The organism is Nonomuraea sp. NPDC050790, assembly GCF_044456745.1.
Classification (GTDB): Bacteria; Actinomycetota; Actinomycetes; order Streptosporangiales; family Streptosporangiaceae; genus Nonomuraea.
Genome location: NZ_JBITGF010000004.1, coordinates 326,059 through 340,334, shown reverse-complemented (window position 1 = coordinate 340,334; position 14,276 = coordinate 326,059). Strand labels below are relative to the sequence as shown.

The following is a 14,276-nucleotide window of genomic DNA, read 5'->3' as shown; positions in this document are numbered from 1 at the left end:
CCCTTGCGCTGCTGGCCTTGCGGTCTTCCAAAGATCCGTGGAACACTCGCAACAGTAAAGAATCTTTCCAGTAAGGTGCTCTCTCCATCCGGGAGGCCAAGCTAGTGATGATCAAGGAAAGGCTCGCCGAGCTCGTCGCGGAGTCGTCCGACGGCGAGATCAGCGCCCACGAGGCGCTGACGGCGGGAGTACCGCTCAGCGCGCTGGGTTTCACCTCCATCGCGCAGTTACGCCTCATCGACGCGATCGAGTCGGAGTTCGGCGTCGAGATCGACCTCACCGACGAGGGGGTCGCCCTGCTCGACGACCTCGACGCGCTGGCCGGGCGCCTGGCCGCGCGGTGAACGCCGACTTCGCCGCGCGCGACTCGGGCACGGCGCCGCTGACCTGGGGGCAGCGGGCGATCTGGGAGGCGATCCGGCGAACGGCCCCCGACGACCACTACTTCAACTTCGGCCGGGTGCTCAAGGTGCCCGGCCGCCGCTCCGCCGCCGAGGTCACGCGCGCCCTGGCGGCCCTGGTGGAGCGGCACGGGGCACTGCGCACCCGCCTCGGAGACCAGGCCGAGCAGCGGCTGTCGGCCAAGGGCACCCTGCCCGTCGAGATCGTCTCCGGAGACCCGGACAAGATCGTGGACGAGCTGGCCGCGACCCGGTTCGACTACGCCGGCGAGTGGCCGCTGCGGGTCGCGCTCGTGGCCGACGGCCACGCCGTCACCCACGTGGCGCTCGTCTTCTGCCACCTCGCCGCCGACGGCGTCGGCGCCGAGATCGCCGTGCGGGACCTGCGCGCGCTGATCCTGCGCGGCCGGGTGGCCGGTCCCGCCGCCCCGCAGCCGCTCGAACTGGCCCGCTGGCAGGCCGGCGCGGAGGGCCGCCGGGTGGCCGGCGCCGCCGCCGCGCACTGGGAGCGCGAGCACCGCCGCGTGCCGGCCACGATGTTCGCCGAGCCGGGCGGCGAGGAGAGCAGGCCGCCCATCTGGCGGGCGATGCTCCGCTCCCCCGCGCTGGGCCTGGCCGTACGCGCGATCGCGCACGCCTGGCGCACCTCGACCTCGACCGTCCTGCTGGCCGCGACGGCCCAGCTCGCCGGCCGGCACTCCGGGCACGACACCTGCGTGATGCTGCCCATCGTCGCCAACCGCTTCCGCCGCGACAGCCTCGGCATCGTCAGCACGCTCTCCCAGGAGGGCCTGTTCACGCTGGACGTGCGCGGCGAGTTCGCCGACGTGCTGCGCGCCGCCGGGCCCGCCGCGATGCGCGCCTACCGCTCCGCCTACCACGACCCGGCCGACCGGGCGCGCGTGGTCGCCGACGAGAGCGCGCGCAGGGGCGAGCCCGTCCACCCCAACTGCTGCTTCAACGACATGCGCCTGGCCGACCCGGGTCCCGCGCCCTGCGCGCCGGCCGAGCTCGACAAGGCGCTGGAGGACAGCGCGCTGGAGTGGCCCATGAGCCAGGACATGCTCAACTGCAGGTTCTGCGTGCACGTGACCGGCGAGGGCGTCTCGCTGACGGCCGACACGCGCTACCTGCCGCGCCCCGCCATGGAGCGCTACCTGCGCGACCTGGAGTCGATGCTCGTCGAGACGGCCCGCCGATGAGCGTCAGCGCCTACGCCGCCGCCACCTCCTGCGCGCAGGGGTCCTCGCTGCGGTTCACCCTCTCCGCGCCCGCCGACGTCGAGGTCGCCGACGTCGCCGACGAGCGCGTCGTCTTCTCCGGTACGGCCACGCGCGACTGGAAGCTGGAGATCGGCGCCGACTGGCCCAGTTCCCTCTACCGGGCCCGGTTCGGCCAGGAGATCCCCTGGCCGCAGAGCCTGCCGGGCCGGCACCCCTGCCCCGACAACGAGGTCTACTTCGTCGTACGGCAGGCCGTGGCCACCGCCCCGATCCTGGTCAGCCTGCCGTTCACGACCTGGCAGGCGTACAACAGGGCGGGCGTGCCCGGCGAGGGCGTCTACTGGACCGAGTCCCCGCAGCGGGCGGCCAGGGTCAGCTTCGACCGTCCGGGCGGCGGCCCCTCCCCCGAGCGCTGGGAGCAGGGCATGCTGAGCTGGCTGCGCCCGGCCGGCTACGACGTCGCGTTCTGCTCCAACCTCGACCTGCACGACGGGCTCGACCTGCTGACCCGCCACCGCATGCTCATCGTGAACGGCCACGACGAGTACTGGAGCGCGGGCATGCGCGACGCCGTCGAGGAGTTCGTCCGCCTGGGCGGCAACGTCGCCTTCTTCGCCGGCAACACCGCCTGGTGGCAGATCCGGCTGGAGGACGGCGGGCGGACCATGGTCTGCCACCGCGACGCCGTCGCCGACCCGGTCGCCGATCCTCGCCTGGCGACGGTGGAGTGGTCGGCCGCGGGCCGTCCGGAGAACTCGCTGACCGGTGTCAGCTTCCGCGCGGGGGCGGGCACGTGGGGTCCGTACATGCCGCTCATGCTGGAGGAGCCCTACAGGGCGCGCTTCGCCTCCCACTGGGTCTTCGAGGGGACCGGGCTGGCCGACGGGGACGCGTTCGGGCGGGGCTGCCTCGGCTACGAGACCGACGCGGCCGAGTTCGAGGAGGTGGGCGGCGTGCCGCGGGCGACCTCCCGCGACGGCACGCCCGCCTCGTTCGTCGTGCTGGCCACCGCGGACCTGCGCCACTGGGCCGCCTACGGCCAGGGCGGTATGGCCACGATGGGCGTCTTCACCAGCGGCCTCGGCCAGGTCTTCACCGCGGCCACCGTCAACTGGGGCAACACGCTGCACGACCCGGCGGTGGAGCGCATCACCAGGAACGTCATCGACCGCTTCTCGGCCGGGCCCGCCGAGCGGTGGGAGGTCATCGGGCCGGGCGCCGACGTGCGGGCGATGGCCGTCTTCGGCCGCACCCTGTACGCGGCGGGCACCGACGGCACGCTCCTGAGCCGCGAGCTGTGCGGCCAGAACCTGCCCTGGACCCGCACGGCGGCCACCGGCGACCTGCGCGGCCTGGCGGTGCCCAGAGAGGCCGCGGGCGGCCGGGGAGTCGCCCTGTACGGCATCAGCGCCACAGGCCGCCTGCTCCAGCTCGACGCCCTACAGCTCGACACGCTGAAACTCGACGCTCAAGAGCCGGACACCCCACAACCCGACGCCCAAGGGCCTGACACCCCACAACCCGACGTCCCAAAGCCCGGCACCCCAAAGCACCACGCCCCAAAACCTGATCAGCCAGACATTCCCACCACGGTCTGGCGTGACCTGGGCCCCGCGCCGGAGGACGCCGTGGGCCTGGCCATCGCCGACTGCACGTTCTACGTGGCCACCGCCTCGGGCGAGCTGTGGAGCCAGGTCTTCGGATCCTCCGGATGGGAACCGGCCGGTTCCTCGGCGGGCGCGGTCAGCCTGGGCGGGATGAACGGCCGCCTGTTCGCCGTGGACGAGCGCGGCAGCCTGCTGACCATGCTGCCCGGCGGCACGTGGCAGGTGCACGGGGCGCAGGTCCCGGGCACCGTCCTGACCGCCCACGCCGGACTGCTCGTCGCGGCCGGCCCCGGCCTGCCGCTGCGCTGGCGCCCGCTGAGAGGCGCTGCGGAGAAGAAAGCCGGCAGGGGCGGCGCCGTGGCGTGAAGAGAGCCGGCGGGGATGGCCCCGCCGGCTCTCAGGTGAGGTGGCGGTTTACCACCAACCGCCCCAGCCCCACCATCCTCTACGGCAGCCGCCACCCCAGCGGCGCCATCTACGGTTACGCCTCCGCCTGTGGCGGCGACGGCGGTGGCCATGGCCCCAGCCATCCCAGGAATCTGCTGGGAAGCCGACATTCGCCATGATTCCCCTCCTCATGAGCAAGCTCCCATAACGGGAGCTCCCATATGCCGACAAATCGACGCTAACACCGCATAAGTCGCATATAAGGAGATAAAGGGAGTATTGGCGCGTTCTTGGAGTCAGGGCCCGCCAGCCCAAGACCTCATGGGGACGATCGGTGGAAAGTATCTTGCGGTCTTGGCGTTAGCCAGATCAGAAGCGGGCCGCCCATACCAACTCGTGCATGAGCGGCCCCGGCATCGCCAGCACCTCCCCGAAGTCGGTGGCCAGCGGCGCGAGCTGGGAGGCGTAGGCCAGCACCGCCCGGCGTTTGGCCACCCACGCCTCCCCCCTCAGCGACGGGGCACGGCAGGGCGCGATCGCGCAGGACAGCGCCCTGATCGGTGCCCCGGCCCGAGGATGGTCGGCCAGCGCGCCCGCCGCCGCCTCGGTCCCCCACTGGGGCACGACCGAGGCGTACGGCAGGTCGGCGTAGATCCAGGGCGCGGGCAGCCCCGCCTCGGCCAGGGCGTCGAGGGCCTGGTCCCGTACCTGGGCGTGGTCGGTGTTGCCGATGCCCATGGGGATCAGGACCCGGGTGGCGGCGCCGGCGTGGGCGCGCAGGAACTCGGCCAGGCCCGCCAGTCGTACACCGTTGGCGGGCGCGTCGGGGTTGTCCAGGACGAGCTGCTCCACGCCGAGCAGCTCGCACGCCCGCGCGTCCTCGGCCCGCCGCTCGCGGGCCGCCTCCGCGGCCGAGGTGAACCCGCACAGCCGCTCCCACGCCGACGGCGCGCGCCCGGCCGGCGGCGTGCCGCCGAACACGGTCACGAACACCGCCGGTCGCGGCAGCGCGCTGAGCAGCCCCGACACCGACAACGCCGCGTCGTCGAAGTGCGGCGACAGCACGATCGTGCGGAAGCTCACTGCCCGGCTCCGTTCCGCGCCAGCGCCAGCCCGCGGCTGCCGCGTTTGCGGACGTAGGCCAGGCCGTCGCAGACCGTCTCCAGGGCGGGCGCGGCCAGTTCGACGCGTTCCGCCACCTGCCAGACGTCCTGCTCGCGCACCCATGGCCAGATCGTGTCGGCCATGCGCTCCTCGGCCAGGGAGATCAGCAGGACCTCGGCGGGCAGGTCGTGCAGCACGTCGAGGTCCTGGCCGTAGTAGAGCATCTCGCCCAGCAGGTAGACCTTGGCCGGCCAGCGGCGGTGCGCGGCCAGGTCCTCCAGGCTGTCGGGCAGCGCCGCCACGCCGTGCTCGTGTTCGAGCCGGTCGCGGAAGAGCGGGTTGGGCTCGGCCGCGCGCACCGCGTACCCCTTGGCGAGCAGCCGCGAGGTCAGCGCCCCCTGGCAGGCGCCGACCTCGACCACGGGACCGTCCCCGGGCGCGCACCAGCGCGCCACCCACGCCGCCGTCGCGTCCAGCCGCCCCATCTCGTACGGCGAGCCGCGAAACTCCCACGGATCGTCGGCCAGCGCCGCGTCGTCCCCGAGGCTGGCCGTGAGCGCGTAGAGACGGTCCGCCTGGCCCGCCTCCACCTGGAAGAACCGCTCCACCGAGGGCACCCGCTCGGTGGTGACCAGCCGGTCGGCCACCCGGCTGGCCAGCAGGGCGGCGCCGTGCCGTACCACGAACCCGATCTTCGCCGCGGCCTCGGCGGAGGTGAGCGCGGCGGCCTGGCCGGCGAGCACCTGAAGGTGCGCGCTGTCACCGGCCGAGCAGACCGCCGCGCCCGCGGTGCGCGCGACGGTCCAGCCGTGCCGCGCCCGCCGCATGCGGTGGTCGGCGGGCGAGTGCGTCCACACCACCGGCGCGGACCCGGTCGCGGGCAGGCCGCCCAGGGCGGCCGACACCTGCTCGGGACCGGGTGGCGGGGCGGTGTTGCGGCCGGGCTCGACGTACGGCGCGAGCAGGTCCAGCCGCTCGCGCAACGGCAGCCCGCCGGGCAGCACGATCGCCGCGGCGGGCACCCCGACCAGCACGTGAACGTCGTCGTCCGCATGCCGGGTCAGGACGGAGACGAACTCCAGGGCGACGTCCTCGGCATGCAGGACGGCTAAGACAGGCAGCATGTGGTTTCCCCCGTGATGTCGGTGTCAGCGCGGGCGGACCGCGGCGATCGCCTCGCGCAGCGCCGCCGGCGGACGGTCGCCGAAGCGCTCCAGGTAGGCGGTCGTCTGCTCTGGATCGTCCTTGAGGAACGGGAAGTCGCTGGCGACCATGTGCCGGATCGCGAGCAGCGGGACCGGGCTGCCGAGCGGGCGGAAGTCGGGGTTCCAGAGTCCGGCCTTGGGCGGCGGCCCAGGGTAGAACTCCCCGATCATCAGCCCGGCCTCGACGTACTCCGGCTTGAGCTGGAGCTGCGCGGCGTCGATCAGCTCGGCCGCGCGCGCGTCCGACAGGTCGGGCACCAGCACCAGGATCGTGCGGAACTGCGGCGAGACGCCGGCGGGCGCCACCAGCCGCTGGAACCAGGAGCGGTATCCGGCCAGCAGGTCGGACAGCTCCTCCACGGTCGGCTCGCCGGGGCAGACGGCCAGGTAGAAGGTGCCCCGGTCGAGGGAGGTCTGGGCGTAGGGGCAGACGGGTCCTTTCCTGCCGAGGGACGGATGGGGCCGGGTCAGGTACGCGCGCGCCCAGTCGACGATGGCGCGCAGCGGCTTGCCGTACATCTTGACCAGGTCGGAGTCCCCGTCGAGGTCGGCCACTTCGATGAGCACGCGAGTGGGGTCGGTGGGATCCGTGAGCATGGTTTAGCGGACCTTCCTGGCGAGCATGGCGACGGCGGCGAGCCCGGCTGCGCCCACGGCGGCCCAGCGCAGGACGGCGTCCTGCCGCTTCGCCTTGGCGAGCGCGTCGGCGTAGGGCGTGGTGGTGTGGGAGACCATGGTGTAGAGCGGAACCCAGCGACCGGGGAAGATCCTCGCCAACGTCAGATCGGCGCGCTTGCGCGCGTGGTGGAGCGGCGAGCGCACGCGCTCGCGCAACTCGACGAAGTTCTGCCTGGACAGCTCGTCCAGGACGTCGGTGTGCGGCCGGCGGCGTCGCTCGAACGCGGCGAACGCGGCGGCCAGGTCGTCGGGATGCTCGTCAAGACAGGCGTCGAGCACGGTGCAGTCTTCGAGGGCGGAGTTCATGCCCTGGCCGTAGAAGGGGTAGACGGCATGGGCGGCGTCGCCGATCAGCACGACCTGGCCCTCGTGGTGCCAGGGGGCGGTGCGGATCGAGACGAGGTGGCCGACGGGCCGCTCGGCGAACTCCTTGGCCAGGTCGGGGATGAGCGCGAGCGCGTCGGGGAAGCGGTCGGCGAAGAACGCCTCCGGGTCGGTGATGGCGGCGAGCTTGTCGTAGGGCAGGAAGAGGGTGGCGGTGGCGGAGCCGTCCAGGTTCGGGTGGGTGACGATGAGACCGTCGTCGCCGCCCGGCCAGACGTGCAGCGCCTCGTGGTGGCTGGGCATCCTGGGGATGGTCAGCTCCTTGTACCCCCAGGGCAGGTACTCCTGGCGGAAGTCGGCGCGGGCGCCGCGGTGCATGAGCGTCCTGACCGTGGAGAACGCCCCGTCGGCGCCCACGACCGCGTCCGCCTCCGGCAGGGCGGCCAGGGCGGTGTCGAAGTGGAAGGCGGCGCCGGCCGCGTCGGCCTGGTTGATCAGGCTGATGACCAGGTCGCGGCGGCGGATCGAGTGCAGGATCTCGGTCTGGCGGTTGCCGTAGGGGTGGAAGGCCACCTTGCCGTCGGGCGCGTGTACGGCCCGGCCCCGCATGGGCACGGTCAGCGGCCGGATCTCGGCCATGAGCCCCACGTCGGTGAGCGCCCGCATGCCGCGGGCCGACAGGCCGAGGTTGATCGAGCGGCCCTCCTCGTCGTCGTAGCGGCGCGGGTCGGGCCGCCGCTCGTAGACCTCGACCCGGTGGCCGCGCCTGACCAGGTAACAGGCGAGCAGGCTGCCCGCGGGCCCCGCCCCCACGATCGCGATCTTCACTGCGCCTCCCGCCGCGCCACGAGCAGTTCGTCGGTGCCGGGGGCCGACAGCGCCAGCCGCTCGATGCCGCCCAGCCCGGCCGCCGCCGCCCAGCCGGCGATCTCGTCGAAGGTGTACAGGCGGCCGCCCTGGGTCGCGGCGAGGTTGAGGCTGAAGCCGCCCAGGAAGGCGGCGTCGTGCGCCCCCGTGCCTTCCGGCGGGTCGGCGAAGGGCTCCAGCACGAGCAGCACGCCGCCGGGCCGCAGGGCGCGGGCGGTGCGGGCGACCAGGTCGGCCGCCGCCTCGGGGTCGAGGCCGTGTACGACGTTGAACAGCAGCGCGGCGTCGTGGCGACCGTCGATGTGGTCGGCCAGGTCGCCGGGGACGAGCTGGATGCGCTCGGCCAGCCCGGCCTCCTCCACGTGGGCGCGGCCCTGGGACAGCGCGCCGGGCAGGTCGATGACGGTCGCGGTCAGCTCGGGCGCGGCGCGGCAGAAGGCGATGCTGTAGATCGCGTGCCCGCCGCCGACGTCGAGGAGGCTGCCGCCGCCGATCTTCGGCGCAGCCTCGACCACCGCAGGGGCCAGCATCCAGGCCAGGCCCGCGAGCATGGCCTGGAAGTCGCGTACCCGGTCGGGGTCGCGCTCCAGCCACGGGTAGAACGGCTCGGGCGGGCGGCCGGCGCGTACCGACTCCTCCAGCCCTTGCCACAGCTCGCCCAGCAGTTCGTGCCAGACGGCCAGGGCGGGCGCGAACCCGCCGCCGGCGTTGCGGTCCAGCCAGGGGCTGGCCGCGGGGCCGGCGGTGTAGAGGTCCCCGGCCTTGCGCAGGTAGCCGAAGCTCACGAGCGCGTCGAGCAGCACGGTCAGCGTCCCGGCCGGCAGGCCGAGCTTGGCCGCCACGCCGGCGGCGCTCTGCGGGCCGGCGCCCAGGACCTCGAAGAGGCCGAGCCGCTGGGCGGTCCCGGCCGTGCGGAAGGCCATGGCGCCGATCAGGTCGAGCATGGCGCCAGGGCCTTGGTTCAGATCACGAAAGGAATGTAATGCGTCAGGATCTAGATAGAGCGGCATCCGAGGGCTCCTCGATGTCGGGCAGTTCCGTCTCCACCCGGCGCAGGCGCGGCTGGAGGTAGGCCAGAGGCGCGAGCACGAGCAGCCCGGCCCCGGCGAGCAAGAAGATGAAGGCGATCCCGCGGCCGGGACCGGTTCCGATCAGCGCCCCCACGCTGTCGGCCAGCGCCCCTCCTGGCGCCAGCATCGGTTCGAAGACCCGGTCGGCCAGCGGCCCCGCGGCCAGATAGGTGAGCACGGTGGCGGCCTGGGTGACCATGCGGACCGCGCTGAGCACGCGGCCCAGCTCGTTCGGCGCGGTCTTGAGCTGGATGACGGTGATCCCGGTCCCCTGCACGAACGGCAGCGTGAACAGGAACACGGGCGCGACCACGGCGATCAGCCAGGGCGATGGGCTCAGGCTGTGGGCGGCCAGCAGCACGCCGCCCGCGGCCATGAACGCGAGCATGCCGCGCACCCGCCGCTTCGGCCCGCCCCAGGCGCTCATCAGCAGCCCACCGGCGAAGATCCCCCCGCCGCCCGCGGCCATGAGCACGCCGAGCACGGCGGCCGAGCCGAACGACAGGATGAGCGGCTGGACGAGCACTCCGGCGATGCCGAAGAACAGGTTGTAGGCGGCGAGCAGTGCGACCAGCCAGAACAGTCCTTGCCTGGTTCGCAGGTAGGACAGGCCGAAGGCCAGGTCACGCAGCCACGGCTCGGGCGGTCTGCCCTCTCCGGGCCGGGTCACGGCCCGCGACAGGGGCACCAGGTGGAGCACCACCCGGGAGATCAGGAAGGCCGCCAGGTCGATGACGACCACTCCGGTGAGTCCGACGCCGACCAGCAGCGTGCCGGCCAGCAGCGGCGAGGCGATGCGCACGGCGTCGGCCACCTGCATCATGCCGTTGGCCCTGCCGAGCTGCTCCTGCGGCACCAGCAGGGGCATCATCGAGTGGTAGGCGGCCATCTGCGCGGTGCCGAAGACCGCGCCGACGGCGGTGACGACGTAGATGTGCCAGACCTGCAGCCCGCCGGTGGCCAGCAGCAGCGCCAGCGCGCCGGTGGTCAGCGCGGCGCCGAGGTCGGCGCCCATCATGAGCTTGCGCCGGTCCCAGCGGTCGGCCAGCGAGCCGACCAGCGGCGCGAACAGCACCTCCGGCAGGATCGCGCAGAGCGTGATCGTCACGAACTGCGTGGCCGAGCCGGTCTGCTGGAAGACCCAGACACCGAGCACGAAGCCGGTGATGCTGGAGGTGATGATCGACAGCAGTTGCGACGACCAGATGATGACGAAGGTCCTAGGCACGACATCCTCCCGGCAGGATTCCGGAGTCGATCAGGTCGTCGAGGTAGGCGTCGAGCAGCGTGGGCGCGGGCGGGCAGACCAGGCCCGCCTGGGCCAGCCTGGCCTCGGTGACCGAGCAGTCGAAGCGCGGGCCGCGCTCGTCGCCGTACTCGGCGAAGTAGGCGGGGAAGGCGGCGATCGGCAGCTCCTCACCCTTGTCCAGCCGCTCGCGCACCTCCGCCCGCCACTCCGCCGCGGGCGACAGGGCCACGGCAACGCCGTGCGCGGCCATGCCGTCCGCGAGCTGGGCGGAGCTGAGCGTGCCCGGGTTGTGGTAGTGGAAGTCGCCCTCCGCGCCGCTCCTGGCGAGGTGGCCGATGGCGGCGGCGACGTGGTCCACGGGCGCCATGTCCAGGTGCTCGCCGTCGGGCACCGTGCCGAGCAGCGCGCACGTGGACAGGAACCTGGCCAGGAAGTCGTTCCTGGGCACCTTCCCGGTACGGCTGTCGCCCGAGATCCGCGCCGGCCGGTGGATCGCCACCGGCAGCCCCGCCTCCCTGGCCGCGGCGGCCAGCCGGTCGGCCACCCACTTGCTCTGGTCGTAGCCCAGGTGCAGGTGCTCGGGGTCGGGCAGCAGGTCGCCCTCGCGCACCACCCGCTCCCCCGGCGCCAGGTAGACGCCGAGCGTGGAGACCAGGTGCACGGGCGTGGCGGTGCGGGCGGCCAGGCGCAGGATGGCCAGCGTGCCGTCCACGTTGGCGGGCTTGAGCCGGGCGTAGGGGCGGGTGAAGTCGACGGCGCCGCCGTTGTGGACGATCAGGTCCATCTCGCGGGCCGGGGCGATCGGGCCGGCGGCCAGGTCGCCGGGCTCCGGGACGATCCGGTCGGCGAACTCCTCGCGCCACAGGCCCTGCGCCTCGAGGTTGCGGCGCAGGCGGCCTGCCGGGTCGGCGCCTCTGACCAGGCAGTGCACGGTCGCCGCCGAGCGGGTCAGCAGGTCGGCGAGGAGGTGGGCGCCCAGGAAGCCGGTGGCGCCGGTCAGCAGGACCCGTCCCGGCTCGCGGCGGGGGCGGGCGGGGACCACGGCGTAGTCGGCGGGCAGGACGGCGTCGCCGTACAGGCCGGGCGGGGCGGTGGCGGGGGCGTGGCCGTCGAGGGCGGCGGCGAGCTCGGCCAGGTCGGCGCAGGCGAAGAAGACGGACAGCTCGACGCGGACGCCGGTGGCGTCGGCGAGGCGGGTCACGGTGCGGGGGGTGAGCAGGGAGTGGCCGCCGAGGTCGAAGAAGTTGTCGCGGCGCCCGGCCCGCACGCCGAGCACCTCCTCCCAGACGGCGGCGACGGTCTCCTCGGTGGGGGTGCGCGGGCGCTCGTAGGCGACGGCGGCGATCTCGGGCTGGGGCAGGGCGCGGAAGTCGACCTTGCCGTGGGCGGTGAGCGGCAGCACCTCCAGCGCGACCGAGGCGGCGGGCACCATGGCGGGCGGCAGCCGGTCGGCGAGGAAGGCGCGTAAGTCGGCGGTGGCGGGCGGGTTGCCGGTCAGGTAGGCGACCAGGCGGCCGGCCGAGGAGGTCACCACCGCCTCGCGGACGCCGGGATGGGCGAGGCACGCGCTCTCGACCTCGCCCGGCTCGATCCGGACGCCGTTGATCTTGAGCTGCCGGTCGGTGCGGCCGAGGAAGTCGAGCGTGCCGTCGGCGTTGCGGCGGACGAGGTCGCCGGTGGCGTACATCGTGGCGCCGGGCAGGAACGGGTCGGGCTGGAAGCGGGCGGCGGTCTGCTCGGGGCGGCCGAGGTAGCCGCGGGCGACGCACTCGCCGCCCAGGTGCAGCTCGCCCGGCACGCCGACGGGCGTGGGGTGTCCGTGCCGGTCCAGCACGTACGCGCGCACGTGCGGCAGGGCCGTGCCGATCGGCAGATGGGTGCGCCCGGTGAGCTCGCCGCCGTCGACGGTCCGGTAGACGGTGGCGCAGACCGTGGCCTCGGTGGGCCCGTAGTGGTTGTAGAAGGCGACGCGGCCGCCGGTGAGCGTGGCCCAGGCGCGCAGCCGGTCCAGGGGCACGCTCTCGCCGCCGACCATCATCGTGGTCAGCGGGCCGGTGTCCACGGGGCCGTGGCCGGACAGGTCCTCGACCCACTGCTGCCACAGGGCGCTGGCGGTGTCGACCATGGTGATGCCGAGCCGTTCGCACAGGGCCAGCAGCTCGGGGCCGCCGAGCGCGGCGGGCTCGGGGTGCAGGACCAGCGCGGCGCCGCTGAACAGCGCGGGGAAGATGTCGCCGACCGAGGCGTCGAAGCTCAGCGGCGGCACCATAAGCACCCGCTGGCCGGGGCCGAAGCCGTGCGCGTCGCGGAAGGACATGGCCAGGCGCGCGGCGGTGCGGTGCTCGACGACGACGCCCTTGGGCGTGCCGGTCGAGCCCGAGGTGTAGATCACGTAGGCGGCGCCGGGTTCGCTCGCGCCGCCCGGCAGCCGCTCCACGCCCGCCTCGGAGATCACCGCGGCGCAGCCGTCCAGCATGAGCCGAATCCTGGCCTCCGGCTGGGCCGGGTCGACCGGCACGTACGCGCCCCCCGCTTTGAGCACGGCCAGCAGCGCGACGATCGCCTCCGGGCAGGCGCGCATCCTGATCCCGACGAGTGAGCCGGGCGCGACGTCGAGTTCCTCGGCCAGCAGGGCGGCCCGCCGGTCGAGTTCGGCGTAGGAGAGCAGGCCCGCCTCGGTGACCACGGCCGGGGCGTCGGGGGTGCGGGCGGCCTGCTGGGCGACGAGCCCGTCGAGCCGGTCCGGCAGCACCAGCGCGAGTTCGGCGGCGGTGAGCATGCGCAGCTCGCTCAGCCGCTCGCCGGGCCGCTCGACCATCTCCTCCAGCAGCCGCCGCAGGTGCACGGCCATCCGCTCGACGGTGGCGGGCTCGAACAGCTCGCTGCTGTAGGTGAGCATGAACTGCAGGTGGGTCTCGTAGACGACCACGTCCACGGCCAGGTCGAACTTGGCGGGGGCCAGCCCGGACACGACGGGGGTGCGCTCCAGCCCGGCGAGCGTGAGGCTGCCGGTGCCGTCGGTCCGCCCTTCCTCCGGGTTGTCGAGGTTGAGCATGGCCTGGATGAGGACGCCGTCCTCGCCGCGCCGCCGTAACGCGGCCACCACCTCGTCGAAGGGCACCTCGCGGTGCGCGAACGACTTCAGCACCCGGCGCCGCACCCGCTTGACCAGGTCGCGCACGGTCGGGTCGCCGGCCAGGTCGGCGCGGAGCGCGAGCGTGTTCACGAACGGGCCGAAGACCTGCTCGAAGTCGACGTCCTCGCGCCCGGCGACGGGGATGCCGACGCAGAAGTCCTCCTGCCCGGAGTAGCGGGCGAGCAGCGTCTGGAAGGCGGCCAGCAGCACCATGAACGGCGTGCACCGCTCGGCCCTGGCCAGGGCGGTCACCCGCGTCCAGAGCGCGGCGGGCATGCGGTGGATGACCAGGTCGCCGGCGCCGGTGGGCGCGGCCGGGCGCGGGTGGTCGGCGGGCAGGTCGAGGGCGGGCACGCCGCCGAGGTCGGCGGTCCAGAAGTCGAGGTGCGCGCCGTGGTCCTGCTCGCGCTGTCGCCGGGCGTAGTCCGAGTACGGCGGCGCCGCCGGCAGCTCGGGAGCCGGTCCCCCGGCGGCGTGGGCCGCGTACAGGGCCGACAGCTCGGGGAACAGGATGCGCTCCAGCGACCAGGCGTCGCCGATGATGTGGTGCAGCACGAACACCAGCACGTGCTCCCGCGCGCCCACGCGCAGCAGGCTGACCCTGGCCAGCGGCCCGTTGGCCAGGTCGAAGGGGCGGTTGGAACGTTCGGCCAGCAGGGCGGGCAGGTCTGCCTCGGTGGTGTCGAGGAGCTCGACGGGGACCGGCGCGGCCGGGCTGACCAGGGCGGACGGTACGCCGCCGGCCTCGGGGAAGACGGTCCGCAGGGCCTCGTGGCGGGCGGCCAGGTCGGTGAAGGCGCGTTCCAGGGCGGCGACGTCGAGGGGCCCGGTCAGCCGCTCGGCGACCGCGATGTTGTAGGAGGAACCTCCGCTGGAGAGGCGGTCGAGGAACCACAGGCGCTCCTGCGCCCTCGACATGACCGCACTGTGCATGACGACCTCTCCTTGAGGACCATTTGGGAGGTTCACAAACTCTTAGGAAACTTTCCTATTTATTAGCCGAGTTTGATGCTATACACAGGTGA

The 14,276-nt window shown here is 73.6% G+C and carries 10 protein-coding genes; 3 read left to right on the top strand and 7 right to left on the bottom strand.

The window, feature by feature from the left end:
- Window positions 1–107 precede the first annotated feature (107 nt).
- The 3 genes from ACIBEJ_RS21955 to ACIBEJ_RS21945 are packed head-to-tail and all read left to right on the top strand — an operon-like array spanning window position 108 to window position 3,597.
- On the top strand, window positions 108–344 hold the full coding sequence (locus ACIBEJ_RS21955; protein WP_397184622.1) for an acyl carrier protein: 237 nt from the start codon (window positions 108–110) through the stop codon (window positions 342–344).
- Window positions 341–1,603 carry a condensation domain-containing protein gene (locus ACIBEJ_RS21950; protein WP_397184621.1) on the top strand — a complete coding sequence of 421 codons (1,263 nt, stop codon included), beginning with the start codon at window positions 341–343 and terminating at the stop codon, window positions 1,601–1,603. The genes ACIBEJ_RS21955 and ACIBEJ_RS21950 overlap by 4 nt, the downstream gene beginning before the upstream one ends.
- A complete protein-coding gene (locus tag ACIBEJ_RS21945) occupies window positions 1,600–3,597 on the top strand; it encodes a N,N-dimethylformamidase beta subunit family domain-containing protein (protein WP_397184620.1) in 1,998 nt (665 codons plus the stop codon). The genes ACIBEJ_RS21950 and ACIBEJ_RS21945 overlap by 4 nt, the downstream gene beginning before the upstream one ends.
- A 390-nt stretch (window positions 3,598–3,987) precedes the next feature.
- On the opposite strand, the gene ACIBEJ_RS21940 is transcribed toward ACIBEJ_RS21945, so the two are convergent.
- Genes ACIBEJ_RS21940 through ACIBEJ_RS21910 form a run of 7 tightly spaced genes read right to left on the bottom strand, consistent with a single transcriptional unit; the run spans window position 3,988 to window position 14,184 of the window.
- Complete coding sequence (locus ACIBEJ_RS21940; protein ID WP_397184619.1) at window positions 3,988–4,701, bottom strand: PIG-L family deacetylase; 714 nt, start codon at window positions 4,699–4,701, stop codon at window positions 3,988–3,990.
- Entirely contained in the window at window positions 4,698–5,846 is a 1,149-nt protein-coding gene (locus ACIBEJ_RS21935) for a hypothetical protein (protein ID WP_397184618.1), read from the bottom strand. Before ACIBEJ_RS21935 ends, ACIBEJ_RS21940 begins: the two co-directional genes overlap by 4 nt.
- A gap of 24 nt (window positions 5,847–5,870) precedes the next feature.
- Window positions 5,871–6,524: a DUF6875 domain-containing protein gene (locus tag ACIBEJ_RS21930; protein WP_397184617.1), complete on the bottom strand. Its 654-nt coding sequence runs from the start codon at window positions 6,522–6,524 to the stop codon at window positions 5,871–5,873.
- 3 nt (window positions 6,525–6,527) lie between these two features.
- Window positions 6,528–7,757: an FAD-dependent oxidoreductase gene (locus tag ACIBEJ_RS21925; protein WP_397184616.1), complete on the bottom strand. Its 1,230-nt coding sequence runs from the start codon at window positions 7,755–7,757 to the stop codon at window positions 6,528–6,530.
- Window positions 7,754–8,740, bottom strand: a complete 987-nt coding sequence (locus tag ACIBEJ_RS21920; protein WP_397184615.1) for a methyltransferase — start codon at window positions 8,738–8,740, stop codon at window positions 7,754–7,756. Before ACIBEJ_RS21920 ends, ACIBEJ_RS21925 begins: the two co-directional genes overlap by 4 nt.
- Before the next feature lie 43 nt (window positions 8,741–8,783).
- The gene (locus ACIBEJ_RS21915; RefSeq protein ID WP_397184614.1) at window positions 8,784–10,094 is read right to left on the bottom strand and encodes an MFS transporter; all 1,311 of its coding nucleotides are present in this window, start codon (window positions 10,092–10,094) and stop codon (window positions 8,784–8,786) included.
- On the bottom strand, window positions 10,087–14,184 hold the full coding sequence (locus ACIBEJ_RS21910) for a thioester reductase domain-containing protein (protein WP_397184613.1): 4,098 nt from the start codon (window positions 14,182–14,184) through the stop codon (window positions 10,087–10,089). The genes ACIBEJ_RS21915 and ACIBEJ_RS21910 overlap by 8 nt, the downstream gene beginning before the upstream one ends.
- Window positions 14,185–14,276: the final 92 nt, after the last annotated feature.

Coding starts and splice junctions, on each gene's coding strand:
- ACIBEJ_RS21955 (WP_397184622.1), top strand. CDS start 108: ATGATCAAGGAAAGGCTCGCCGAGCTCGTCGCGGAGTCGTCCGACGGC.
- ACIBEJ_RS21945 (WP_397184620.1), top strand. CDS start 1,600: ATGAGCGTCAGCGCCTACGCCGCCGCCACCTCCTGCGCGCAGGGGTCC.
- ACIBEJ_RS21935 (WP_397184618.1), bottom strand. CDS start 5,846: ATGCTGCCTGTCTTAGCCGTCCTGCATGCCGAGGACGTCGCCCTGGAG.
- ACIBEJ_RS21930 (WP_397184617.1), bottom strand. CDS start 6,524: ATGCTCACGGATCCCACCGACCCCACTCGCGTGCTCATCGAAGTGGCC.
- ACIBEJ_RS21920 (WP_397184615.1), bottom strand. CDS start 8,740: ATGCTCGACCTGATCGGCGCCATGGCCTTCCGCACGGCCGGGACCGCC.
- ACIBEJ_RS21910 (WP_397184613.1), bottom strand. CDS start 14,184: ATGCACAGTGCGGTCATGTCGAGGGCGCAGGAGCGCCTGTGGTTCCTC.